This window comes from Candidatus Hinthialibacter antarcticus (assembly GCA_030765645.1).
Taxonomy (GTDB): Bacteria; Hinthialibacterota; Hinthialibacteria; order Hinthialibacterales; family Hinthialibacteraceae; genus Hinthialibacter; species Hinthialibacter antarcticus.
In genome coordinates this window covers 108,108-132,364 of the sequence record JAVCCE010000007.1, presented here as the reverse complement: position 1 = coordinate 132,364, position 24,257 = coordinate 108,108, and the positions used below count along the sequence as shown (strand labels likewise).

Sequence of the window (24,257 nt, the reverse complement as noted above, 5' to 3'; positions counted from 1 at the left end):
TTCGGAGAAAGCAATGACGACCATGACCGCATTAACGCAGATCCCCTGCATACGCAGCGGGCGCGTCTATGAGAGCCTCGATAAATCTGAACTCGTCCATCATTCCGGCGGTGAAGCCGTCGCGCAAATGAGCATGGCGAATTCGGGATTAATTCGCCGCGACATCAATAAAATTTCTCGATCGTTTGAGATATTGCAGGACGTGCCCAGCGCGAAGATGTTGGAGATATGCAAACAAGCGGGCGAACTATTTATGAACGCTTCGCTGCCTCTGGGCGACGGCGCCGAACAATCGCCGCAGGATTACATCGAATCGCTATCCTCTACGACCGGGTTGCCTTACTCGCTGGTCAAACGCAATATGGGTAAAATCCATGAAGTCATGACGCAGATGCCGACCATATTAGGCGGGCTGACGCGTGGACTCGATTTGACTGCGCTCGACGGCGCCGTGGCGCAACAGGGCGGGTCATTAATCAGCTATTACCCCACTGCGAAAAGTTTAGGCGTTGTGTTGCCCAGCAACTCGCCCGGCGTAAATTCAATTTGGATTCCCGCCGTCGCCTTGCGTATCCCTGTTGTGTTAAAACCGGGACGTGAAGAACCCTGGACGCCGCTGCGCATTATCCAGGCGTTTATCGCCGCCGGGTGTCCGCCCGAAGCGTTCTGTTTTTACCCGACAGACCATGAAGGCGCAAACGTCATTCTTCAATCATGCGACAGCGGCATTATTTTTGGCGACGAAAAAACCGTAGCGCGTTATGCAAGTAATCCCGCAGTCCAAGTTCACGGCCCGGGATGGAGCAAGATTCTAATCGGCGCCGACAAAGCCGACCAATGGGAAAGTTTTATTGACGTGTTGGCTGCGTCGATTTATGAAAACGGCGGGCGCAGCTGCGTCAATGCGTCTTGCGTCTTAACGCCGAAACATGGAGCCGAAATCGCTGATGCGTTGGCGAAGCGTCTGGCGGAAATCAAACCATGCGAAGTGGATGATGAAAACGCGACGTTATGCGGATTCGCGAACCCGAAGTTCGCCGAATATTTTGAATCAACCATTGAAGAAGGTTTGAATACGCCCGGCGCCGAAGACCTGACCGCGCGGTATCGAAACAGCGAGCGAAAGGTCGAAAAAGGCAGCAGCGTTTACATGTTGCCGACGGTGGTGCATTGCGAGTCGTTTGACCATCCGCTTGCGAACCGTGAGTTTTTGTTTCCCTATGCCAGCGTGGTTGAAGTTCCACAAGATCAGATGCTCGAAAAAATGGGGCCTTCATTGGTCGTTACAGCAGTGACCGAAGACGCCGCATTTATCAAGCAACTATTGCGCAGCCCATTGATCGAGCGTTTAAACTTGGGCGCGTTGCCAACCTCGCGCGTAACCTGGGACCAGCCGCACGAAGGAAACTTGTTCGAGTTTTTGTATAAACGCCGCGCTATTCAAACGGTAAAAAAATAATTTTATGAAAATTGAAACCATCGGGTTCGATCATCATAACCGCGTCCGGCTTGTATTTGGAAACGGCGCCGTCTCTCGTTTAGGCGAACGAGCCAAAGAGTTGGGCGGGACGCGCGTTCTGCTTGTGACCGATCCTGGATTGATCCAGGCTGGTCATCCCCAACGCGCAGAAGAGGCGCTGAACTCTGCTGGCTTGGATGTAACCGTTTTCAGTCAGACGGTTGAAAACCCGACCACGGAATGCGTTGAGCGCTGCGTGAATGTCGGGCGTGAAGCGAAGGTTGATTTGATTGTTGGCCTTGGCGGCGGCAGTAGTTTAGATACCGCCAAAGGATGCAACTTTCTGCTGACCAACGGCGGACGCATGCAAGATTACTGGGGCGTTGGTAAAGCGACAAAACCGATGCTGCCCTTAATCGCCGTTCCGACCACGGCGGGGACGGGAAGCGAATGCCAATCGTTTGCGTTGATCTCCGACGCTGAAACGCACGTCAAGATGGCGTGCGGCGACCCCAAGGCGGCGCCGCGTATATCCGTTCTTGATCCTGAATTGACGTTGTCGCAGCCGAAACTCGTTACGGCGCGCACCGGTATGGATGCGATTACCCACGCCGTCGAAACCGCCGTCACAAAAAAACGCAACGCGGTATCGTGGCTTTATTCGCGTGAATCATTTCGTCTGACGCAATTAAGTTACGAGCAGGTATTGTCAGAGCCTGACAATCAGGATGCGCGCGCTGCGATGTTGCTAGGCGCCGCCTATGCGGGGATCGCAATCGAGAACAGCATGTTGGGCGCGGCCCACGCGGTTGCGAATCCACTGACGGCCCAATATCACCTAGTTCATGGGCAGGCGGTCGGGATGATGCTGCCGCATGTTGTCCGATGGAATGCGCAAGATTCCGAAGTGCGTAAACAGTACGCCGAACTAGCGCTTTTCGCTGGCGTTGTTGATTCGCATTGTTGTGAAGAAGACGCGGTCGAACGCTTGGCGCAACGCTTAGAGCAACTGCTCGACGCCGCCGGAATGCCGCGTTCATTGTCTGAATTCAACGTGCAGCCAGAGGATGTACACATTCTGGCAGAAGCTGCCGCCCAGCAATGGACAGGCTCCTTCAATCCACGCGACCTCACCGTCGAAGATTTTCAACAGCTGTACCGCCATGCGCTCACAACAAATTCAGCCACAGTTTAATCCGCCTGTTTCTCAAAAATATCAAAACACAATTAGAAGACTCCAAGAAGTAATTTACGCTTTATCTCCTTATATGGTTGAACTTTTTTTTACTTCGAGCAGACTAAGTTGTACAATGAATGAAAAATAATCTTCGGGTCGATTCCATCATGCGAATAAGAATAACAACGATTTTGCTATTTGTTTTTTTGTGCTTCAATGCGGCGGTTAATGCACAACCCATTGGCGATTGGCCGCTGTTTCGCGGCGACGTGTCAAATCACGGCGTCGCACAGGGAACGCTGCCAAAGGCGCTTGAGTTGCGCTGGACGTTTCGTACAGAGCAACCAATTACTTCTTCGGCGGTGATATCGGGCGATAGCGTCTATTTTGGTTCGCAAGATAATTACATTTATGCGCTGAACATTCAAAACGGCGAAGAGCGCTGGAAGTTTAAAACGGACGATATGGTCGAAGCGTCTCCGATGGCGTTAGATGGCGCTGTTGTCGTCGGCTCATCGGATGCGAACCTATATTGCCTGGATGCAAAGACTGGCGATTTGCGCTGGAAATACGAGACCCAAGATAAAATCATGGGCTCCGCCATGTGGACGCGCGCGGACGACGGTTCGTTACGCGTGTTGTTCGGCAGTTATGACAGTCGGCTCTATTGCCTGGATTTCAAGACGGGCGAATTGATTTGGATGTACAGCACCGATAACTACATCAACGGTTCGCCTGCGGTTGATGAAAAACAAATCGTTGTGGGCGGATGCGATGCGCGAGTTCATACCGTTTCAATCAAAGACGGCTCCCCCTTCGCTGACATCGACGCGGAGGCGTATATCGCCGCCACGGTGGCGCTTGATGACGGTAAGGCGTATGTTGGAAATTACGGTAACGAATTTCTTTGCATTGATTTAGAAGCGCAGAAAGTTGTGTGGAGCTATAGCAACCGCAACTTTCCTTATTTTTCATCCGCTGCGATTACGGATGAATACGTCATCTTCGGCGGACGCGATCGTCGCGTCCATTGCGTTGATAAAGAAACCGGAGATTCTATCTGGGAGTTTCGTACGCGCGGAAAAGTCGATAGTTCTCCTGTGATCTGCGGCGACCGGTTGGTCGTTGGTTCAGAAGACGGGCGTCTCTACATACTCGAAGTCAAAGACGGCGGTGAAATTTGGTCGTATGAAATTGGCGAAGGCATTATTAGTACGCCCGCCGTCGGCCAGGGGATGGTCATTGTCGGCGCGTTAGACGGCGTGATGTATGGGTTCGGCCCAAAGAATTAATGAGGAGCGTTGAATGAGTACGCAATCAGAAAAAAAGACCACGGCTGGTAGTTATTTTGTTTCCAACTATCCGCCGTTTTCGGTTTGGAAGCCGGACTATGTGTCATCGGCGTTTGAGTCGATTGAGCGCCAGCCGCATCCTGAGGCGAACCTGGGTATCTATTTGCATATCCCCTTTTGCCGCAAGCGCTGCCACTTTTGTTATTTCCGCGTGTATACCGATAAAAACTCGTCTGAAATTCGACGTTATCTCGACGCCCTCACCCGTGAATTTGAACTCTACGCCGACAAGCCCATCATTGGCGGGCGCAAACCGAAGTACATCTATTTCGGCGGCGGTACGCCTTCATTTTTGTCGCCGCATCAATTGACCGGCCTGGTCGAAACCATGCAGAAAAAATTGCCCTGGGACGCCGCCGAAGAAATCACCTTTGAATGCGAACCGGGCACCTTGACCGAAGCCAAACTGGAAGCGATTCGTAGCATCGGCGTGACGCGCTTAAGCCTGGGCGTCGAACATTTTGACGACCAGGTTTTAGAACTCAACAATCGCGCCCATCGCTCCGGTGAAATTGGCCGCGCCTATGATTTTGCGCGTTCGATTGAGTTTCCGCAGATTAACATTGACCTGATCGCGGGCATGTTGGGCGAGACGGATGAAAAGTGGCTGGACGCTGTCCGCAAGGCGCTCGCCATGCAGCCTGACAGCCTGACGGTTTATCAAATGGAAATTCCATTCAACACCACCATCTACCGCGACATGATGAAAGAGAAGGGAACCGAGATCGCTCCCGTCGCCGACTGGCAAACCAAGCGCCGCTGGGTCAAAGAAGCGTTTGCGATTTTTGAAGAAGCGGGCTACACCGTCACCAGCGCTTACACCGCAGTCAAGAACCCTGAATCAACCAAATTCATCTACCGCGACATGTTATGGAGCGGCGCCGACATGCTGGGGTTAGGCGTGTCGTCGTTTGGGCATTACGGCGGCGTCCATGCGCAAAACGAAAAAGACATGGGTCCTTATCTCGAAAAAGTCGAAGCGGGCGAATTGCCCATCAATCGCGCCAAACCGTTAACTGACGACGAACGCTTGATTCGTGAATTCGCTCTTCAGCATAAATTAGGCCGCGTGCCCCGCGCGTATTTTCAAGAGAAATTCGACGTTGATGTGTTTGAGCGATTCGCTGGGCCTTTGCAGGAACTGAAAAACGACGGCGTTTTGGATTACGACGACGAGGCGATCCATCTCACCCGCGACGGATTGTTGCGTATTGATGAAGGATTGAAAAAATACTTTTTGCCTGAACATCAAGAAGTCCGATACACTTAAATTTAAACGCTATGGTTACCGCATTGCTGCCTGAAATCAAAGAACCGTTTTTGCCCTTTCCGATGGTGTATCAACGCCATGGGTACACCGTGCGTTTGATGGAGCCGGTGACGCCGCTTGAAATGCCGGAACCGGAACGGATGCTGTTGGTGCATGACAGCGATATGACCAATACGCTGCAAACGTTTTATGAAGATGACATTCATCTCCGCGTTCTCAATCAGGCGGTTGAAGGAGACATTCTGACCCGTCTTGTGGTGTTAGAACTGGATGACGATAACGAGCCGGTTGAGTTTGGCGCCATCCAAATTGATTTAACGAAATTGGATGAAATTCCACGCTTGTTGGTCGAAGAAGGCCGTTTGCCGTTCGGCGGAATTCTGAACCAGTTCGCCGTCCAATATCATAGTGAACCCAGCGCCTATTTCCGTATGAAAGCGGACGGGCTCATGCAGCGCATTTTTAATATTTCGCCTGGGCCGGAACTCTATGGACGCTGCAACACGTTGAGCATGAGCAGCGGTGAACCAATCGCGCACGTGATCGAGATTTTACCGCCGGGCGATGATCGAGTAGGAGAAACTCTGTGACATCTACAAATGATTTTGACGCGCTGATAATCGGCGCCGGGCCTGCGGGAGCCTCCGCAGCTGCGGTTTTAGCGAAAAGCGGTCGTCGCGTGATGGTATTGGAAAAAGAAAAATTTCCACGCTATCACATTGGCGAGTCGTTGTTGCCGTATTGCTATTTTCCATTGGAGCGGCTGGGCGTGTTGGACAAGATCAAGCAGGCTGGTTATACAAATAAGTACAGCGTCCAGTTTGTCAATCCGATGGGCAAACTCTCTGCGCCGTTTTACTTTGAACAACACATGGAACATGAAGCGTCGCGTACCTGGCAGGTGCCGCGCGATCAATTCGACCAATTGATGATTGACCATGCGCGTGAACAGGGCGCCCAGGTTCAAGACGGCGTGGCGGTGAAAGATTTCATTGTTGAAAACGGCGCGACCGTCGGCGTGGTGATTGAAGACGAAGAGAAAAACCGTAAAGAACTGCGGGCGCCGTTTACCATCGACGCCAGCGGCCGAAACTCGTTGGCCATTGCGCGAAACCGCTGGCGCAAAATGGACCCGAAACTTAACAAAACGTCTATCTGGACCCGATATAAAGGCGCCAAGCGCGACGAAGGCAAAGACGAAGGCGCGACCACAGTTGCGTATATCCCTGACAACGGCTGGTTCTGGTATATCCCCTTGCCTGACGATATTGTCAGTGTGGGTCTGGTCGCCGAGCGTGAATATCTTTACCGCGACAGTCGCGACTTGGATACGATTTTTCAACGGGAAATCAAAAGCAATCCCTGGATCGAAGACCACCTGTCTGTTGGCGAGCGCTGCACTGACTATTGGGCGACGGGTGAATATTCCTATCGTTCCGAATATTGCGCATCGGATGGCTTGGTCTTAACCGGCGACGCGTTTGCGTTTTTAGACCCGGTGTTTTCATCTGGCGTTTTGTTAGCGTTGCTCAGCGGCGAACTTGCGGGCGAAGCCATTCACAAAGCGCTCGAACGCAATGACGTTTCCGCTGAACAATTCGCAGAATATGGCGAGAAACTCATCGTTATGATCGAAGCAATGCGCAAACTGGTGTACGCGTTCTACGATCAAGATTTCCGTTTTAAGGATTTCTTAATGAAATATCCAAATCTGCGCGGCGATTTGACGGATTGCCTGATTGGGCATCTGGAAAAAGATTTTGACCCGTTATTTTCTGCTGTATCTGAATTTGTCGAATTGCCCAAACCGCTGCCGCATGGGCGGCCGTTGATTGCAGCGACGACATGAGAATTATCCAAATCACGCCGGGAACCGGTACGTTCTATTGCGGCAATTGCGTTCGCGACAATGCGCTAGTGCGCGCACTGCGGGCGCAAGGCCACGATGCGGTCATGCTGCCGCTGTATTTGCCCATCATGGTTGAAGACGAAAGCGTGGCCGCCGACGCGCCGATTTTTTTCGGCGGCGTGAATGTATATCTGCAACAGATCAGTTCTATTTTTCGCTACACGCCGCGCTGGATCGACCGCTGGTTCGATAGCAAGTCGCTCTTGACGGCAGCTTCAAAAAAAGCGGGCATGACCAAAGCGGAAGACTTAGGCGAACTGACGCTCTCGACGTTGAAGGGCGAAGAAGGCAATCAAAAAAAAGAAGTGCTACGTCTGGTTGAATGGCTCAAAGAAGATCCGCGTCCTGATGTGATATGCCTTTCCAATGGGTTGTTAGCCGGGCTTGCGCGGACGATAAAAAACGAAGTCGGCTGCGCGGTGTTTTGCACCTTGCAAGGCGAAGACGGGTTCCTTGATTCGCTTCGGCCTCCATTTAATGAACAATGCTGGCAGGCGTTGCGCGACTGCGAAGCCTACATCGACGGCTATATTCCCGTGAGCCATTATTATGGCGAACTCATGCGCGGGCGCTTGCAACTGCCGGATGATAAAGTCCACATGATTCTCAACGGCGTTTCGCTGGACGGCTACCGCGAACCTTCGCTGCCGATGGACCCGCTGGTGATTGGCTATCTGGCGCGGCAATGCGAAGACAAGGGGCTTCATTCGTTAATCGACGCGTTTATTGAATTGAAACAGAATGAGAACCTCCAACATTTGAAACTACGCATCGCAGGCACCATGACCCCGGGCGATGAACATTTTGTTGCAGAACAAAAATCGAAACTACAAACCGCTGGCGTACTCGATGATGTAGACTTTCTGCCCAACATCAGCCGGGAAGAGAAGATCGACTTCCTTCATTCGATTACGATATTTTCTGTCCCTGCCATGTACGGCGAGGCGTTTGGCTTATACGTCATTGAGGCGATGGCGGCGGGCGTCCCTGTCGTACAGCCCAATCATGCGGGGTTTGTTGAGTTGCTTGAAGCGGCGCCGGGCGGGCGGTTGTACGACCCGGATGATCCGGCATCGTTAAAAAATACGTTACAATCATTATTGTTGAATGCTGATGATCTGAAAAAATTAGGCGCCATCGCGCGTGAATCGGCGTTTGCGCTTTTTTCCGTTGAACGGATGGCGAAAGACGTCGCCGCCGCGTATGAATCGGTTTGCATGAAATCGAACTAAATCCAACATGGAGATTGCATCATGGTAAGCGAATATACCCACCGTCGGCGGGTCGAATTTTCCGACACCGACTTGGCGGGCATCGTTCATTGGTCGCGCTATTTTGTGTTTATGGAATCATGCGAACATGCGTTTTACCGTTCGATTGATTACTCCGTTCACATGCGCGAAGGCGAGCGCTATATTGCGCTGCCGCGCGGCGAAGTAACCTGCCGTTATACACGCCCATTGCAGTTTGAAGATTTAGTCGAGATTCAATTGCGCGTGAAAGAGATTCGAGAAAAAACCGTGACCTATGATTTCATATTCCAGCGTGTGGAGCCGGAGCCGCGTGAAGAAATCGCCCGCGCAACATTAACGGTCGTATGCGTTGCGTTTCAAGACGGCAAGGTAAAGTCGATTCCATTACCGGAACGCTTCATCAGCCAGATCGAAGTATTTACGGAATAAATATTCTTGAAGGAGTTTTCGCATGGCGGATGCTACATCTCAACAAGCCGGAATGACCTGGCTGATTTTTGCATTAATGACGGTCGCCAGTTGGGGGCTGTATGGAATCTTTTTACACACCGGGCAAATGGGCATGGCCGATCCGGTCAATGGACGCTATAAAGCATTTTTGTTCGTCGGTCTGGCTTATTTCCTGACGGCTGTCTTGGCCCCGTTTCTGATTCTTGTGATAAACGGCGCGGCTTGGACGTTTCCGATGAAGGGCATGGTCTGGTCGCTGCTGGCGGGCATCGTCGGCGCCATCGGCGCCTTCTGCGTCTTATTGGCGTTTGGCGCCAAAGGCTCGCCCGCTGTTGTTATGTCGATTATTTTCGCCGGCGCGCCCATCGTGAACGCCATTGTCGCTTTAACTTTGCATCCGCCCGCAGGCGGGTGGATATCGTTGCGTTGGCAATTTGTCATGGGAATCGCGCTTGCAGCCGTCGGCGGCACGATGGTGACATTATATAAACCCAACCCGGCTCCCAAAAAACCAATCGATGCGCACGCCATCGTGCAACCCGCGCAGCCGCCTGCGGAGACGCCTCGCTCATGAATGATGGTTGTTTGAGTACGCGCGCCGATATCCAGGCGGCGCAATTGAAGAAACTCAATGCGTTGTTGGAAGCAATCATTCCAACCAATAAGTTTTATACAAAAAAATATCAAGACGCGGGATTCAAGTTTCCTCTAAATAGCCTGGATGAGTTTTATGCGAATGCGCCGTTTACAACGAAACACGAACTCGTCGAAGACCAAAAAAATCATCCTCCCTATGGAACCAACCTCAGTGAACCGATAGAAAATTACGTTCGTTACAGCCAAACCAGCGGTACCAGCGGTTACCCGATGCGCTGGCTCGATACCCAGGAGAGTTGGGATTGGGTCGCGGGAAACTGGATGAACATTTTTCGAGAAGTGGGCGTTACGCCAGCCGACCGCGTTTTTTTTGCTTTTTCCTTTGGCCCTTTCTTAGGTTTCTGGGCGGCGTTTAACGCGGCTGAAAGAATCGGCTGCCTGTGTATCCCCGGCGGCGCCATGAGCAGCGTGGGCCGTCTCCAAACCATGTTTTCCAACAACGCGACGGTATTGTGTTGTACGCCGACGTACGCCCTGCGTTTGGCGCAGTCCGCACGCGATGAGCGTATGGATATCTCCCGATGCGGCGTTAAAAAGATCATCGTTGCGGGCGAGCCGGGCGGCAGTACGCCCAGCGTTCGTCAGCGCATTGAGTCGGAATGGAACGCGCGATTGTTCGATCATCACGGCATGACTGAAGTCGGCCCCGTGACATTTGAGTCGCTCGAACATCGCGGCGTTTTGCATCCGTTAGAACCAAACTACCTGGTAGAAGTGTTGCATCCCGATACGCTTGAGCCTGTCGAGTCCGGCGAAACCGGCGAGTTAATATTGACCCCGCTGGGACGCAGCGCGTCTCCGCTGCTACGATATCGAACAGGCGACATGGTGCGCGTTTCATGGGACAATCAGAAAAAATACGGACGCCCGGAAGCCGCGTTTCCCGGCGGCATCCTCGGTCGTTATGATGATATGGTGATTGTGCGCGGCGTGAATTTGTATCCCAGCGCGATTGACGAAATCATCCGCCGTTGCGGAGACGCGGTGGAGTATCGCGTAGAAATTTGCGCCAAGGCGTCAATGACAGAAATGAAAATTCTGGTGGAACCGGCGGCGGGCTACGACCATCCCGAAACGCTGCCGCACCGCTTGTCGACTGAACTGTATAAAACCTATCATTTACGCATCCCCATCGAGACCGTCTCGCCGGGGACGTTGCCGCGATTTGAAATGAAAGCCAAACGGTGGATACGAACTCATGAATGATTCTCAACCTTTAGTCGTCTTAGACGCCGTAGCCAAACAATATGATGGGCCTGACGCGCGTCCTGTATTGAACGATTGCTCGCTGACCATCAATGCGGGCGAGTCGCTGGCGATTGTTGGGCCGTCCGGCTCCGGCAAAACCACGCTGCTGAATTTAATTGGCGCGTTAGACGTCCCCACATCGGGGACGCTCACTATCGCTTCGCGCGACCTTGCGAAACTGAATACCGACGAACTTGCCGATCTGCGCAATCAAGAAATCGGCTTTATTTTTCAATTGCATTTTCTCTTGCCGCAATTGACCGTTTTAGAAAATGTTCTCACGCCGACGCTTGCGTCGAAGCAACCTCATCCCGACGCGGAGTCGCGGGCGCACCGCTTGCTCGACCGGGTTGGACTCGGCGAGCGTAAGAACGCGCGCCCCGGTCAGATTTCCGGCGGCGAACGCCAGCGCGCGGCAGTGGTGCGCGCATTAATCAACGAACCCAAATTGCTGCTGGCGGATGAACCCACCGGGTCGCTTGACCGCAAGTCGGCGAATTCTCTTACCGAATTATTGTTAGAACTCAACCGTGAAGAGGGCGTTGCTTTGGTAGTCGTCACGCACGCCGAGGCGTTGGCGCAGCGCATGTCGCGCATCCTTGAATTACGCGACGGACGTTTGCAGCCGTGGGAGGCGTCACAGTGAACGCTTGGACGCTGGCATGGCGCAGTTTTCAATTCTATTGGCGTTCGCAACTCGGCGTGGCGCTTGGCGCCGCTATCGGCGCAGCGGTGTTGATCGGCTCGCTGCTGGTCGGTTCTTCTATCAATGAGACGTTGCACCAACAGGCGCTGTCTCGAATTGGTCAGGCTGATTTCGCGATGCAGGCGCAAGAGCGTTTCTTCCGTTCTGCGCTCGCTGATGATGTTCAAGTCTCGTTCGACGGAGTCGCAACTGCGCCGCTTTTACGTTTGAACGCTTCCGCCAGCCAACCCGATACCAAAGCCCGCGTCAACCGCGTACAGACGCTGGGCGTGGATGAACGCTTCTGGTCAATGAATGGCGTTGATCCGCCGCAACTCGACGGTGACGATCCCGGCGTTGCGATCAATCAACGCATGGCGCAAAACCTGGGTGTAAGCGTTGGCGACGTAGTGTTGCTGCGCATCGAAAAGCCCAGCATCCTCTCGCGGGACGCGCCCTTATCGACCGCGTCCGACCAGACCATCCCTTATCGCATGACGGTTCGCACTGTTTTGAGTGATTCACAGATGGGGCGCTTCGATTTACGCGCTAACCAAATCCCTCCCCACAATGCGTTTGTATCACTGAAATGGTTGCAGGAACGGGCGGAACTCTATGACCGCGCCAACATGTTGTTAGTCCGCGCGAATGAAAATCCGGGCGTATCTTTTGAAGCGCTGAACTTGACGCTGCAAAAAAAATATCAACTCGCAGACGCTGAATTAGAAATCCTTGATTTGCCGGAAACCGGGCAAGTCGAAATACGCAGCAAGCGCATTTTTATAGACCCGCCGGTCGTAGACGCCGTTAAAAAATTATCGAACAAATCGCTGGGCGTACTGAGTTATCTCGTCAATATTCTTGAATCAACAAGCGGCGCCCGGGCGCCCTATTCAATCGTTACTGCGGTGGGGCCGTTGCATGAAACCGCTCAATCGCCGCAATGGGCGCCGACCAATTCAGACGCTGTTAATATCAACCAATGGCTGGCGGATGACCTGAGTTTACAACCCGGCGATTCGCTTGAGATGACGTATTTTATTTTCGGCCCGATGCGCCGTCTGATCGAACGCTCTTCCAAATTCGCCGTCGGTTCGATATTGCCGATGCAGTCGCCCGGAGCCGATAAAAGCCTGATGCCTGAATTTCCCGGTCTGGCGGACCAAGACAACTGCCGCGATTGGGACCCTGGATTCATTATCAATCTGGACGCGATACGCGATAAAGACGAAGCCTATTGGGACGACTACGGCGGAGCGCCCAAAGCCGTGATTTCATTGCAGGCTGGACAGCAGATATGGTCGAACCGCTTCGGCGCATTAACTGGCATACGAATTCCAAGTAGTGAATTTTCCGCCGATGCGTTAGACGCCGCCTTGCGCGGGCAAGTGAACCCCGCCTCGTTTGGCTTTTTCTTCCAACCCGTTCGCGAAACAGCGCTCAACGCCAGCAAACAAGCAATGGATTTTAGCGGCTTGTTTATCGGCTTGAGTTTCTTTCTCATCATTGCCGCCTTGTTGTTGACGGCGTTGTTGTTCACCTTCGCGGTCGAACAGCGCGGGCGCGAAACCGGCGTCCTGCTGGCAATCGGGTTGCATCCCAAACAAATTCGGCGTTTCTATATCGTCGAAGGATTGTTCTTTTCGATCCTAGGAAGCCTCGTCGGACTCGGGATCGCGATTGTTTATACGAAGGCCGTTCTTTGGGGATTGTCGTCGGTGTGGAGCGGAGCGATTGCTTCCGCAGAAGTGCAATTATACATCAAGCCGGGAACCGTCATTGCGGGATTGATTTCGAGTTGGGCCGTTTCACTCATCGCGATTTATTTCGCGGTTAGAAAACAGGCGCATACGCCCGCGCGCGAATTGTTACATGCGGGGTTGGATGCAGGCGCGATTTCGTTGACTTCAACCAAGCGTGGTTGGATCGCATCCCTCATCGCTGCGCTTTGTCTGATTGGCGCAGTCGCGCTTATGTTCGGCGTCCAGACGGACTCTTCGACTGAAGCGGCGGGCGTATTCTTTGGCGTCGGTTCGTTGATGTTAATCGGCGGCCTTGCGGCGATGCGCGTCTGGTTGCTTCGTCAAGCGAACCAAACCTCCCAAGGCCAACCGTCGATGATGCAATTTTCGCTGCGCGGCGCCAGCCGCCGTCCGGGACGTAGCCTTGCCGTAGGCGCATTGCTCGCGTGTGGATCATTTCTGGTCATCGCCGTTGGCGCCAATCGTCAGAACCCGCTCGAAGGCGCCGACCAGCGCAATTCAGGAACCGGCGGCTTTGCTGTGTATGCCGAAACCGCCATCCCGCTGGTTCATGATCTCAATCAAGAATCCGGGCTGAATGAATATGCGCTCACGCGTGAAGACGTTCCTGAGATGAAAGTCGTCGCGATGCGTGTTCGCGAAGGCGACGACGCCAGCTGCCTCAATCTCAACCGCGCTCAGACGCCTCGTTTGATGGGCGTTGATCCCAGCCAATTGTCAGGCCGCGAGGCGTTTCGTTTTGCGGGCGTGTTCGATGGCGTAACCATTAACGCTGAAACCTCGCCCTGGACGCTGCTGAATCATCCATTTGACGACGGCGCCGTCCCGGCGATTGTTGACCAGACCTCAATGATGTGGGCGCTGGGCAAGTCGCTGGGCGATACGCTGACTTACATCGGCGCAGACGGCGAACCGTTTCAAGTTCGTTTGGTCGCGGCCTTAGACCGTTCCATTCTTCAAGGAAATGTAGTCATTGCCGAAAACCATTTCCTGGAAAAATATCCGCTGGAAACCGGCTACCGCGCATTGTTGATTGACGCGCCCTTTGAGCAACGCGCTGACTATGCGCAAAAAATGAATGACTATCTGCAAGATATGGGCATCGAAGCGATTGATACAGTGGAACGTCTCGCGATGTTTAATTCCGTCGAGCAAACCTACTTGAACATCTTTCTCGCTTTGGGCGCCTTGGGTCTGCTGTTAGGCAGCGCGGGCCTCGGCGTCGTCGTGTTGCGTAACGTGCTCGAACGCCGCAGCGAGTTTGCGCTGCTACGGGCGATTGGGTTTCGTGAATCCACCGTTCGCGCATCTTTGATTTATGAGCACGGCGCCTTGTTGGCGTTTGGTTTGTTGATTGGCGCCGTCGCGGGATTTACCGCTGCTGCGCCCAGTCTCAACGCATCATCGAATTCAGCGCCAATTGGCGCTGTGGCGGGGACGGTGATTGCACTGTTCTTGTTTGGATTTTTCTTTACGGCATTGGCGGCGCGAATCGCTTTGCGCGGCCCGTTTTTGAATGCGTTAAGAAACGAATAAAAAACAATTTGATAAAGGAGTCTTAAACCATGAAATGGATGGCGGGACTATGTCTTCTCGCAGCATCGACTGCGCCTCTGATGGCGGAGGAGCCGAAAGAAAAAGATAATGCGTTATATGCGATGAATTTTGAGAAAGAAGACCTTGGTTATTCCCCAATGGATTTTCTGGTTCTCGAAGGCGACTTCCAGGTTGAACAACAAGAAGAGAATCGGGTGCTGACGCTTCCAGGGCAGCCGTTGAACACGATGGGCTTTTTGTTCGGCCCGACTGAATATGAAAACATCCGCGTCTCGGCGCGTTTTCTCAGCGAAAACGTCAAGCGCCGCTATCCCCGTTTCGGCGTGGGGCTGTGCGGCGTGATGGGATACAAACTGCGCATCAATCAAGCGTCGCGTTCACTCGAATTGTATCTCGGAGACGACGTTGTGGCGAAGTCGCCCTACAAATGGAAATCCGGCGCATGGGCGCATATCGTGATGCAGTTGCTTAAGTCGCCGGACGGCAAGTGGAGCGTGCAGGGCAAAGCCTGGATGGAAGGCGAGAAAGAGCCGGAAGCCTGGATGCTTGAATTCGCCGCGACGGAAGAACCCATCTCCGGCAGGCCCACCGCCTGGGCGACGCCCTATTCGAGCCGCCCCATTTATATAGATGATTTAAAAGTAGAAAAAGTAAAATAGCATCGAATAATGTAAGCAAAGAAAAAGGGCGGTTGGATTTCCAACCGCCCTTTGTTGTTTCAATGAATGAAACAAAATTATTCGTAGACTTCCCAATCGTTCGAAGAAGAAACGAACACTTCGAAGTCATCAGAAAAGACCACATTACCTGCTGCGTCACTAATTACGACGTTGTCATACGCCGCGATCAAACCGGTTAAGGTTGATGCGGTTACGCCAGCAAAACCATCAGCGCGATTTTGCGGATCAGGGATTGGCCATGAGGCCAGCTCTGAGCCAGCAATTGAGCCAACGAGATTGGTTCCGTCTGTAGAAATTGACATGGGATAAGAGGTTTCAGTTACCCATTCAATCGCCACTTCCGGGCCCCAGCCGCGTAAGTCATTCAAGAATTGCGTTCTGCCCAGAGTCTGGTGGAACAGAATGTTGTTGCCGCGGTCATGATCGCCGTCAAGCGCTGTGCCGTTCGGTTGAATGTTGACTGCGAGGCCAGCGCGGCTGGCGTCATTGTCTTCATCCCAGGACAGCATATTGATATCGGCTGTGATCGTCGCGCCGCCTGCGAGTTCTTCTTTGTACCAAGCGTGTTTTGGATCTACGCCATTGGTCGCGATGGCATACAGCTGGCCGCCGTCAACCACATAATAACCCGCTTCGCCGCCGACCCAGGCCGAGCTCAAGCCGAGCGTGTTTTTGACTGGTGCGGTGCCTTCAAAGTCATCTGAGAAGACAACATTGCCGCCGGATGAGACTTCAAAGTTATCATAAGAAGCCATCAAGCCAACTTTGGTGCTGGGCGTAATTCCCGCAAATCCATCAACGCGGTCTGTATCACCAGCGAAGCCTACCCATTCATCCAAGACAAGAGCGTCATCGCCGCCTGTGGTCATAATGCTTCCGTTGAGAACGCCGTTGTCAATCGACAGTTCGAAGGTATACCACACGCCAACTTCCCACGCGAATGCAGCGTTGTCACCCCATGCACGGTTATCACTCAAAAATTGGACATTACCGATAGTGTCGTGGAGCAACAAGTTGAGGCCGCGATCGCCGCCGCCGTCAGTTGCAACGCCGTCAGGGGTAATCTGAACGGCGATACCCGCGCGGCTCAGGTCTTGTGCATCTGCCCAAGAGTCCATGCGAACGTCGCATTTGACGGTGTATGAATTGCCAAATTGTTGGTTGACCCAAGCGTGTTTGGGATCGGCGCCATTGGTCGCTGCTCCAACCAATACGCGGTTGCCGCCGTCATCAACGATCACATAGGTTCCTTGGCCGGCGACCCAGTCGGGGCCGAGAGCAAAGTGTTGCGCAGTCGCAACAGACGAGACGACTAAAATTGCAGATAAGGCTATCAATGCTTTTTTCATATTCTTACTGCCTCCAAAGATATATTTACTAACAAAACAGTTTCAAATTTTGGTCTCAAAAATAATGGCTCCAAATAAATTGGATTACGAAAGAATTGCTTCTATCAGATGTGTATAGCCTGGCCTCCACCTCCCTTCGCCTAATGCACGGCAAAAAGAAAACGTATTGCTCCAAATTAAAGTACGCCAATGTTTAGGATCTGTTTGATGAGAGAGTAGAAAAGTGAGAAAGCCGCCAAGATCCCCATACATAAAATAATACAGACATGAAAAAATTACAAAAAAAACACGCCAAAGTCAATGGGGACAACCTGTTCATCGAATGAATCCCTGTATAGCCACGTCCGTAGAATTATCCCTGCGATCTTTTGGGTTAATTCACGCTACATTTGGTCAAATGTTCAAAAAAAATCGCTAGATGGATTTTTTAGATCAATCGGTTTTGTATCTGCGTATTGGGGGAAAATAATTCATTCGGTTAAATGGTTACTTGACTTATTTGCGCATTTTATATTAAAATGTGCTAAGTTTCCTACTAATGAATATTTCTATGGTTGTTGATGTGATCGGGAGGTGATGAATATCGGGGAGAATTAATCTTTGAATTTTTTTGTGGGTAGGATGAGTCATAGTCCATAATCTATTGTTTAAATGCAAGCATTTTAAGAATTTCATCTATGCAAACCCAACATGTCTATCTGTGCTCATAGACATCATCCTTATTTCTATTGTTCACCAGAATAATTTAATGTGGAAAACACATTGGGAGGCATTTATGTTACAAAGAAAATCTAGTTTTTTAGTTTTTGCATTTGCTCTATTGATTGCCACGCCTGCGTTTGCTCAATTAGGCGCTTTCGATGTTAGTACGGATATCGGTGATGTTGGCGCAGCCGGTTCGGCCGAAGCAGTTAACACTGGCCCCGGGGATTTCGATGCGGCGGTTTATGAGTATGAGATCCAAGCCAGCGGCGCGGATATCTGGGGAACGGCTGACGAATTTCATTATGTCTACATGGAAGCCGAAGGCGATTTCAAGATTTTCGGTCGCGTCGATCTTAACAATGGTCCTGGCGCATCAGATTGGGCGAAAGCGGGTCTTATGGTTCGTAATAACCTGACCCCTGGTTCCGCCTTTGCCTTTGGTCTGATACGGACGAACTTGGACTACATGGCGCAGTGGCGTGATGAGCAGGACACTGATGCTAATTCGAGCGGCGACGATTTAATTCTTCCAGCCGCTCAAATGCAAGAATTTTTTGCTGAAGGCGCTACCTATACCATGGCGTTAGAACGCCGTGGCAACACCTTCAACTATTATTATATTTCCGCAGAAACAGGAGAAGAAATTCTCCACGAAACCCACGTTGTTCCCGACATGCAAGACCCTGTATATGTTGGTATGGCCGTTACTTCACACGAAGATGGTCAAATTGCAACGGGTTACTTCCAAAATGTGGGTATTGCCTTCCGTTCCTTCAATACCTATGAAACATTCTCCTATCTAGATGAATCTGAAGGTACGGGTCTGGATGCGATTGCTGTTGGCGGCGGCCCCGGTTGGGCCAGTGAATGGACAGCTTCCGGCGCGAATTCACCCAGTGCATTGAGTACCACGATCCTCGAAGCGGGTCTTGTTGTGAATCAACCCTCGCCAGAGTTAAACACAGGCGGTTATTCTGTCGAAATCGCTGGTGATGCAGGTGATGGCGTTAGTCGGATGTTAGGAGAAGTTGAAAACGCTGGCGATATTTGGATCTCGTTCGTCTACCAAGAAACAGGCCCTGCGGCCGACCATTGGTCTGGTATGACCCTTTACGATTCAGAAGGCGGCGAATCCAGTTTCATTGGTAAACCCTTCAATTCAGAGTTCTGTGGAATCGGCAATTTATCCGATGCTGACAGCCTAACGGATATCGATTATACCGTACCGAACCACTTCCTGGTTCGTATCGATATGGATCCGACGCCTGGTCAAAACGACAGCGTCTATCTCTGGGTCAATCCAGATGAAACCGACCGTTTGGATACATATTTAGCAGGCGGTCCGGGTAATGACGATATTCTTGATATTGCCGAACTTCGCTTGCGTCGTGGTGGAGCCGCTGGCTCTTCCTTCTTCGACAACATCTGGATCAGTTCAGACGCCGCACTGCCGCCTGCTGGCGCTGGTCGCGTCGATTTGACCTTTAACAATCCAGATCGTGATCCTGCAATACCCGTTTGGGACGTTATTTCCCTCGATAAGTATGAAGATGGTATAACAGGCGTCGTTGGTTTTGGTCATGACCAAGGCAACGACCACTATCTCGTCGTTTCTGGTTATATTTATGACGACAACACCAATATCTTTGTTGCTAACGGTTTGCCGCCAGATCGCATGAGCGGTTTGAACGGTCACGTCTTTGGTCCTTACAACAATGCCGCTCTTGAACAAGGATTAAAGAACTCCGTCAAGTTCATGTTAAACGATACACAGCGCGGTCCCTTCACGTTTGATGTGGTCCCTCCAGGGAACTACAGAGAACTGCGTATGTCCGCGACCGTTGGTAATGGGTTTGGTGAGTTAATCACTACACTCAACTTCGATGACGGCAGTTCAGAAGAGACTGCACTTCACGCTGACGACTGGTTCCGTGATCCAGCAGATAGTTCCTGGCAGTATGCTGATGTACGTCAGTTGATCGATGGCATGGATCGTCTTGGCGGCGGCGAAAGCAACTTCCAAAACTCCAATGACCCATCTGTGAATGAAGACAAGGCTCCTGTCAATCCAGACAAAGTTCTTGTTTCCGTTACATTGGAATTGGCTGACCCACCACGAAGCGCTAGCAACCCAGGCTTCAACTTGTATGACATCTGGGCATTGCCAGCAGATAGCGGTACTCCAGTCATGGATTGGGCGTTGTACTAAACCCAAACCAACTGGATTCTTTATTGTGTTAAACAACTTCCCCCAGGGCGCTCGCTCTGGGGGATTTCTTTTGTCAGGTTTAGGAAAAATAATTCTCGCTCTAAGGCGAAGGCTGTAGTTTGATAATCCTGGTTGTGTCATCGCGAGCGCAGCGAAGCGATCTCGTTTTTCGAATAATGAGATTGCTTCGCTCGTTTCACTCACTCGCAATGACACCTCGGTTGAGTCGTCAAACCAGCGCTATGGCTCAACCGAACCATCAATCTTGAATAACAGAAACTCGTTGCGTTTCGTGCGCCAGCGGTTCATTAAGGGATAATCGTGCACGGCATCGAGCGGCATCTTTTTTTGGGTGATTAACAGATAGCGACCTTCCAGTTTGTTATCCTGCTCAAGCGCTTTAAATTCTTCCCAGGCGCTCACATGCTGAAATGGATGCTTGATTGGATATTGTACAAACGCGCGATAGATGCCAACGCTAACCAGCGGCTCGCCCTCGTTGAGATACTCGGCGATCTCATGGCCCATTTTGGCGTAAGGATAACTGTGTTGCCGTTCATTCATATAGGACTCGCTCCAGAAGCCTTTGAAGCCGAGCAGCGTTATGAATAAAGCGAATAGCAGCCAACGGGGACGGTTGCGCCGGACGGCGACGCCGATGTTCATCACGCCAATGATGAGTAAGCCATAAAATAGATACGCGATGGCGTAGGTGGTTGCGGGGTGAAAAATGAGCATGACGATCAGTGCGCCTACGTAGACGATCGCGGGCAGCATCCATTGGGCGGCAAAATCCATGGTGTTTCGATAGGCGTTCGGCCAACCTTCCGCCGGCAGGGCTGACCAACCCCACGCCAAGAGAAGCGCCCAGGCGGGGTAGGTGGAAATCAGGTAACGGGTTTCTTTACCGGAAAAAAAACTAAACAATAACGCTGAACCAATCGCCCAACCAACGATCATGCAAAAAAACGCCCGGCCTTGTTGCGACCGCCACGGCAGAAAATACAACCCCGGCGCGAGTAGGCTCCAGGGGAACAAGCCTTTGGCCAATGATTTGATGTAATACCAAAACGGCTCTTGAATAATTTCGCGCTCGCTGACGGTGCGCTCGAAAATTTCCCAATACAAGGTTTCGTACAGTTGCTCCCAACCGAAGCGCGATAACAGCGCCAGCCCCCACGGAGCCAGACAGAGCAGGGAGACGATAACGGCTAGCGCTCCGCTGAGCGCCGCTTGTTTTCGATTGCTTGTCCCGACCATCAAGCCCGCCCAAGCGGTCGCAAAAATCAACCAGGGAACCGGCCCTTTGATGAGCGCGGCGCATCCAAGCGCGAGGCCGGACGCAAGCGTCCAACGCATCCATGATGATTGAGAGGCTTTCCACAAACAGAAGACAGCGGCTGCGACGGCGACGGTGAGCGGCGCTTCGAGTTCTGCGCGGGGGCCTTTTTCAAAAATAAGCGGAGACAGCGCAAAGATCACGCAGGCGAAAAAGGCGATGCGGGCGTTGAGTTGCGCCTTGGCTAAATGAAAGAGCAGCCAGACCGTAAACAGAATAGAAAGCGCAGACAGGCTCCGCGCGATGAAGGTCGTCACTTCGCCCCAGGGCAGCGCAAGCAGACAGATCACCCAATATTGCAGGGGCGGTTTCGCCAGATACGATTCACCGTTTAATGTAGGAACCACCCAGTCGCCGCTATGCAGCATTTCCCACGAGGCTTGCACCCGGTTCGCTTCGATGTGGGTCCGCAACGGCTCCGCGTTCAGCCAGGTGAAATACAAAACGCCGCATAAAATAAACAGGCAAATCGCTGGGCGTTTTTCTGAGCAGAAATGAAATGCGGACTGAGAGGCGCTTTGTTGAGAATTCACGTTTTCGTTTGCGGTCGAATTTTTCATGTTGTATTTAACGTATTTCCGTTATAATAAACGTCTTAGCAACAGAATTGCTTTAAATTCATTATCGGCTCTGCGGCGTTGAAAACCAACCCCATTCAGTTATTGCGCCGCAAATATCAAGTCGCTTTTGGCGATGTCTTTGAAAAATAGTCATTCTATTTTTTTGAACTCATACATTTTTTCTCGTTAATTTTGGGCTGAATAATGAATGCGCGGTTAAAACTTCCAAAACAGACGCCATCCGCTAAACGCGGTCGCTATCGCGTCCCGTTGCCTCCCTTTGCGTGGTATCGCAAAGGAACGCCCGCATCTCATTCGAAATCGCGCCTCAAATTTTTTCTGTGGATGCTATTGGTTGTCGCGGCAATCACGGTTGTATTATACGCCTTTCGCAAGCCCATACTCATCACCTTGGGTGAAGCGATCGTCTATGAAACAGAGATTCAGCCCGCCGATGTGATTATCGTTTTGGGGGGCGGAAATACCTTCCGCGCCGAACAGGCGTCGAAACTATACCGGGAAAATTATGCGCCGCGCATTTTGGTTATGCTTCCGCAATCAATTTCTGACGGTACGCCCTATCGTGATTTGTTTTTGATGGAGCAACGCTTGGTCAAAGCGGTGTTTGATTATCACAACGTGCCGCAGCGCGTCATCGCCTGGACCGAACGGCCCGTGTTTAGCACGTATGAAGAAACCCAAATCATGAAGCAATGGATGCAATCCAATTCCGCCAAATCCGCCCTGGTTGTGTCGGGCTATTTTCAATCCAGCCGGGCGCAATGGGTGTTCGACCGGGCGTTAGTGGATACGGACATTCGCGTACAAGTTGTCCCTGCGCCTGAACCCGGATTAAGCGCGGGCAATTGGTGGACGGACGTGGATGGGATTCTAGACGTTCAAAACGAGTATATTAAATACGCCTACTACCGCTTAAGAGGCCTCTTGGGCCGGGAATAATCGAGAAGCCGTCTCAAAAACATTGAGTCTGAAAATTACGGCCTAAAAGCCCGCACGGAAGCGAGCAGAGTTGTACCCATGCTGCTTGCAGCGAAAGGATGGCTTCTACTCGCCAATGACTTTTACAATGACGCGCTTGCGGCGGCGCCCGTCAAATTCCGCATAATAAATCTGCTGCCAGGGGCCGAAGTCGAGCGCGCCTTCGGTGATGGGCGCCAGCACCTGATGGTGCATCAGCAAGCTTTTCAGGTGGGCGTCTCCGTTGTCTTCGCCTGTGTGGTGATGGCGGTAGTCGGCGAACGGCGCGAGTTTCTCCAACCATTCGTCGATATCTTCGATCAGCCCGCTCTCAGCGTCGTTGACGTAAACCGACGCCGTAATGTGCATAGCGGACACCATGACGAAGCCCTCTTGCACGCCGCTCTTTGTCACAATTTCAGAAACCGTATGAGTGATATTGATATAGTCGCGTCGTTTTTGCGTACTAAAATAAAGATATTCGGTATGTGATTTCATGGCTGCCCCTTCTTCGAAGTTTCTATAACTTAACACATGATAAAGTGAAGTGAAAAGCGCCGTTGTAAGATGGAGGTTCATAATGGCTCGTCGGAGACTCGCCCTCCCCAAATTGAGATGTAATAAAAAAACGCCGTTGTTAGACGGCGCTTACTAGCAGTATTGCTGAAAAGAGTTGTTTATGCCCGCGCGTGCATCCATGGCTTCGATGACGCATAACGGCGGCTCGAACGGCTGCTGGTTTCCGTCGCTTGCGCGAATTGTGGTTGATCGGGCTGCTTGGCGTTCATGCTGTTGGTTACGCTGTTGGCAATGCTGGTCGGCGTATCAACAATCAATGACTTGGGCGCATCCCACAATAATTTTTTGAATGGATACGCTGCGCGCATCAATCCGCTTGGCGCTGGCTCGTTATTCGGGCGGTAGAATCCCAGCGTCGCAAAACTGGCGACGTTTTTAAAGAAGCCGAAGAACGATTCACTCACGCCTTTTTCATTTCCTGTCGCGCTGGTTTGCGCTTGGCTGGCTTGCGTCGTGATAGAAGCCGAATCCTCTGACCACATCACGCGGCTGGGCGCTGTTGTATTCGAGTTGAGCAAAGGATTATCGTTTCGGGCCGGTTCGATCACGGGTTGTAATTGGCCTTGCATCGGCTGGGAATAGAGCGTCTCCGCAGGCAAAGGCGACGACCCAATCGGCGCAGCGGAGAACGATTGCCCAAACGCGGAATTAAACGCGGAGGTCGGGCCGCTGGCGATCTGCTGCGGCGCGGTTGGTTGTTGTGTTGCTGGCTGCGGCTCAGATTTCGCGGCCTTCATGCTTTGGTATTCGCGTTGGCTTTGTAGAATTTTGTCTTGAAAATTCTCTCCCGGCTGCATCCGGTGCGGCATGTTTTCCATCAGTTCCAGCGTTTCTTTTTGAAACTGAGGCGGCAGTGCGCTGGAGATGGGGGCGGATGACTGTGCGATCGTTGATGTCGGGGCGCTGTTTGTCGGTTGCTGTTGCTGGCTCAATATCGACTGAAACGAAGCCGCCTGAGAATTAATTTGGGCTCTGGTCGCCCGCGCCGGATACGAGCTATAACTTCCCGCAGGAACATTTTGCCCGATTGGATAGCTTGAATCACCCATTTTTACCGCTCCTCATATCAATAAAGGTA

19 protein-coding genes are annotated in these 24,257 nt (G+C 51.9%); 15 read left to right on the top strand and 4 right to left on the bottom strand.

What is annotated here, in order from left to right:
• Positions 1-13: 13 nt before the first annotated feature.
• The 13 genes from P9L94_02160 (at position 14) to P9L94_02100 (ending at position 15,439) form a co-directional block, all read left to right on the top strand.
• Positions 14-1,459 carry an aldehyde dehydrogenase family protein gene (locus P9L94_02160; protein MDP8242856.1) on the top strand — a complete coding sequence of 482 codons (1,446 nt, stop codon included), beginning with the start codon at positions 14-16 and terminating at the stop codon, positions 1,457-1,459.
• Positions 1,460-1,463: 4 nt separating this feature from the next.
• On the top strand, positions 1,464-2,654 hold the full coding sequence (locus P9L94_02155; GenBank protein MDP8242855.1) for an iron-containing alcohol dehydrogenase: 1,191 nt from the start codon (positions 1,464-1,466) through the stop codon (positions 2,652-2,654).
• A 149-nt stretch (positions 2,655-2,803) separates the two neighbouring features.
• A complete protein-coding gene (locus P9L94_02150) occupies positions 2,804-3,928 on the top strand; it encodes a PQQ-binding-like beta-propeller repeat protein (protein ID MDP8242854.1) in 1,125 nt (374 codons plus the stop codon).
• Between the two features lie 13 nt (positions 3,929-3,941).
• On the top strand, positions 3,942-5,258 hold the full coding sequence (locus P9L94_02145; GenBank protein ID MDP8242853.1) for a coproporphyrinogen-III oxidase family protein: 1,317 nt from the start codon (positions 3,942-3,944) through the stop codon (positions 5,256-5,258).
• A gap of 11 nt (positions 5,259-5,269) precedes the next feature.
• Positions 5,270-5,848: a hypothetical protein gene (locus P9L94_02140; protein MDP8242852.1), complete on the top strand. Its 579-nt coding sequence runs from the start codon at positions 5,270-5,272 to the stop codon at positions 5,846-5,848.
• Positions 5,845-7,107 carry an NAD(P)/FAD-dependent oxidoreductase gene (locus P9L94_02135; GenBank protein MDP8242851.1) on the top strand — a complete coding sequence of 421 codons (1,263 nt, stop codon included), beginning with the start codon at positions 5,845-5,847 and terminating at the stop codon, positions 7,105-7,107. Before P9L94_02140 ends, P9L94_02135 begins: the two co-directional genes overlap by 4 nt.
• Positions 7,104-8,399, top strand: a complete 1,296-nt coding sequence (locus P9L94_02130; protein MDP8242850.1) for a glycosyltransferase family 4 protein — start codon at positions 7,104-7,106, stop codon at positions 8,397-8,399. The genes P9L94_02135 and P9L94_02130 overlap by 4 nt, the downstream gene beginning before the upstream one ends.
• Positions 8,400-8,420: 21 nt before the next feature.
• Complete coding sequence (locus tag P9L94_02125; GenBank protein MDP8242849.1) at positions 8,421-8,849, top strand: thioesterase family protein; 429 nt, start codon at positions 8,421-8,423, stop codon at positions 8,847-8,849.
• 22 nt (positions 8,850-8,871) lie between these two features.
• Positions 8,872-9,444: a hypothetical protein gene (locus tag P9L94_02120; GenBank protein ID MDP8242848.1), complete on the top strand. Its 573-nt coding sequence runs from the start codon at positions 8,872-8,874 to the stop codon at positions 9,442-9,444.
• A complete protein-coding gene (locus tag P9L94_02115; protein ID MDP8242847.1) occupies positions 9,441-10,733 on the top strand; it encodes an AMP-binding protein in 1,293 nt (430 codons plus the stop codon). The genes P9L94_02120 and P9L94_02115 overlap by 4 nt, the downstream gene beginning before the upstream one ends.
• Positions 10,726-11,421 carry an ABC transporter ATP-binding protein gene (locus tag P9L94_02110; protein MDP8242846.1) on the top strand — a complete coding sequence of 232 codons (696 nt, stop codon included), beginning with the start codon at positions 10,726-10,728 and terminating at the stop codon, positions 11,419-11,421. Before P9L94_02115 ends, P9L94_02110 begins: the two co-directional genes overlap by 8 nt.
• On the top strand, positions 11,418-14,759 hold the full coding sequence (locus P9L94_02105; protein ID MDP8242845.1) for an ABC transporter permease: 3,342 nt from the start codon (positions 11,418-11,420) through the stop codon (positions 14,757-14,759). Before P9L94_02110 ends, P9L94_02105 begins: the two co-directional genes overlap by 4 nt.
• A gap of 29 nt (positions 14,760-14,788) precedes the next feature.
• A complete protein-coding gene (locus P9L94_02100; GenBank protein ID MDP8242844.1) occupies positions 14,789-15,439 on the top strand; it encodes a hypothetical protein in 651 nt (216 codons plus the stop codon).
• Between the two features lie 77 nt (positions 15,440-15,516).
• Here the strand turns inward: P9L94_02100 and P9L94_02095 are convergent, their stop codons facing one another.
• Complete coding sequence (locus P9L94_02095) at positions 15,517-16,809, bottom strand: hypothetical protein (protein ID MDP8242843.1); 1,293 nt, start codon at positions 16,807-16,809, stop codon at positions 15,517-15,519.
• 775 nt (positions 16,810-17,584) lie between these two features.
• On the opposite strand from P9L94_02095, the gene P9L94_02090 reads away from it, so the two are divergent.
• Positions 17,585-19,723: a hypothetical protein gene (locus P9L94_02090; GenBank protein MDP8242842.1), complete on the top strand. Its 2,139-nt coding sequence runs from the start codon at positions 17,585-17,587 to the stop codon at positions 19,721-19,723.
• Positions 19,724-19,963: 240 nt separating this feature from the next.
• Here P9L94_02090 and P9L94_02085 read toward each other — a convergent pair whose 3' ends face one another.
• Positions 19,964-21,622 (bottom strand): glycosyltransferase family 39 protein, encoded by a 1,659-nt coding sequence (locus P9L94_02085; protein MDP8242841.1) that lies wholly within the window; start codon positions 21,620-21,622, stop codon positions 19,964-19,966.
• Positions 21,623-21,826: 204 nt separating this feature from the next.
• Between P9L94_02085 and P9L94_02080 the strand changes: the two genes are divergently transcribed.
• Positions 21,827-22,582: a YdcF family protein gene (locus P9L94_02080; GenBank protein MDP8242840.1), complete on the top strand. Its 756-nt coding sequence runs from the start codon at positions 21,827-21,829 to the stop codon at positions 22,580-22,582.
• Between the two features lie 105 nt (positions 22,583-22,687).
• Here P9L94_02080 and P9L94_02075 read toward each other — a convergent pair whose 3' ends face one another.
• Both P9L94_02075 and P9L94_02070 read right to left on the bottom strand, forming a co-directional pair.
• On the bottom strand, positions 22,688-23,098 hold the full coding sequence (locus P9L94_02075) for a secondary thiamine-phosphate synthase enzyme YjbQ (GenBank protein MDP8242839.1): 411 nt from the start codon (positions 23,096-23,098) through the stop codon (positions 22,688-22,690).
• A 179-nt stretch (positions 23,099-23,277) separates the two neighbouring features.
• A complete protein-coding gene (locus tag P9L94_02070; protein MDP8242838.1) occupies positions 23,278-24,228 on the bottom strand; it encodes a hypothetical protein in 951 nt (316 codons plus the stop codon).
• Between the last annotated feature and the right edge of the window lie 29 nt (positions 24,229-24,257).

Coding starts and splice junctions, on each gene's coding strand:
- P9L94_02080 (MDP8242840.1), top strand. CDS start 21,827: ATGAATGCGCGGTTAAAACTTCCAAAACAGACGCCATCCGCTAAACGC.
- P9L94_02160 (MDP8242856.1), top strand. CDS start 14: ATGACGACCATGACCGCATTAACGCAGATCCCCTGCATACGCAGCGGG.
- P9L94_02110 (MDP8242846.1), top strand. CDS start 10,726: ATGAATGATTCTCAACCTTTAGTCGTCTTAGACGCCGTAGCCAAACAA.
- P9L94_02145 (MDP8242853.1), top strand. CDS start 3,942: ATGAGTACGCAATCAGAAAAAAAGACCACGGCTGGTAGTTATTTTGTT.
- P9L94_02085 (MDP8242841.1), bottom strand. CDS start 21,622: ATGAAAAATTCGACCGCAAACGAAAACGTGAATTCTCAACAAAGCGCC.
- P9L94_02075 (MDP8242839.1), bottom strand. CDS start 23,098: ATGAAATCACATACCGAATATCTTTATTTTAGTACGCAAAAACGACGC.
- P9L94_02155 (MDP8242855.1), top strand. CDS start 1,464: ATGAAAATTGAAACCATCGGGTTCGATCATCATAACCGCGTCCGGCTT.
- P9L94_02130 (MDP8242850.1), top strand. CDS start 7,104: ATGAGAATTATCCAAATCACGCCGGGAACCGGTACGTTCTATTGCGGC.
- P9L94_02070 (MDP8242838.1), bottom strand. CDS start 24,228: ATGGGTGATTCAAGCTATCCAATCGGGCAAAATGTTCCTGCGGGAAGT.
- P9L94_02120 (MDP8242848.1), top strand. CDS start 8,872: ATGGCGGATGCTACATCTCAACAAGCCGGAATGACCTGGCTGATTTTT.
- P9L94_02115 (MDP8242847.1), top strand. CDS start 9,441: ATGAATGATGGTTGTTTGAGTACGCGCGCCGATATCCAGGCGGCGCAA.
- P9L94_02100 (MDP8242844.1), top strand. CDS start 14,789: ATGAAATGGATGGCGGGACTATGTCTTCTCGCAGCATCGACTGCGCCT.
- P9L94_02140 (MDP8242852.1), top strand. CDS start 5,270: ATGGTTACCGCATTGCTGCCTGAAATCAAAGAACCGTTTTTGCCCTTT.
- P9L94_02095 (MDP8242843.1), bottom strand. CDS start 16,809: ATGAAAAAAGCATTGATAGCCTTATCTGCAATTTTAGTCGTCTCGTCT.
- P9L94_02125 (MDP8242849.1), top strand. CDS start 8,421: ATGGTAAGCGAATATACCCACCGTCGGCGGGTCGAATTTTCCGACACC.
- P9L94_02090 (MDP8242842.1), top strand. CDS start 17,585: ATGTTACAAAGAAAATCTAGTTTTTTAGTTTTTGCATTTGCTCTATTG.
- P9L94_02150 (MDP8242854.1), top strand. CDS start 2,804: ATGCGAATAAGAATAACAACGATTTTGCTATTTGTTTTTTTGTGCTTC.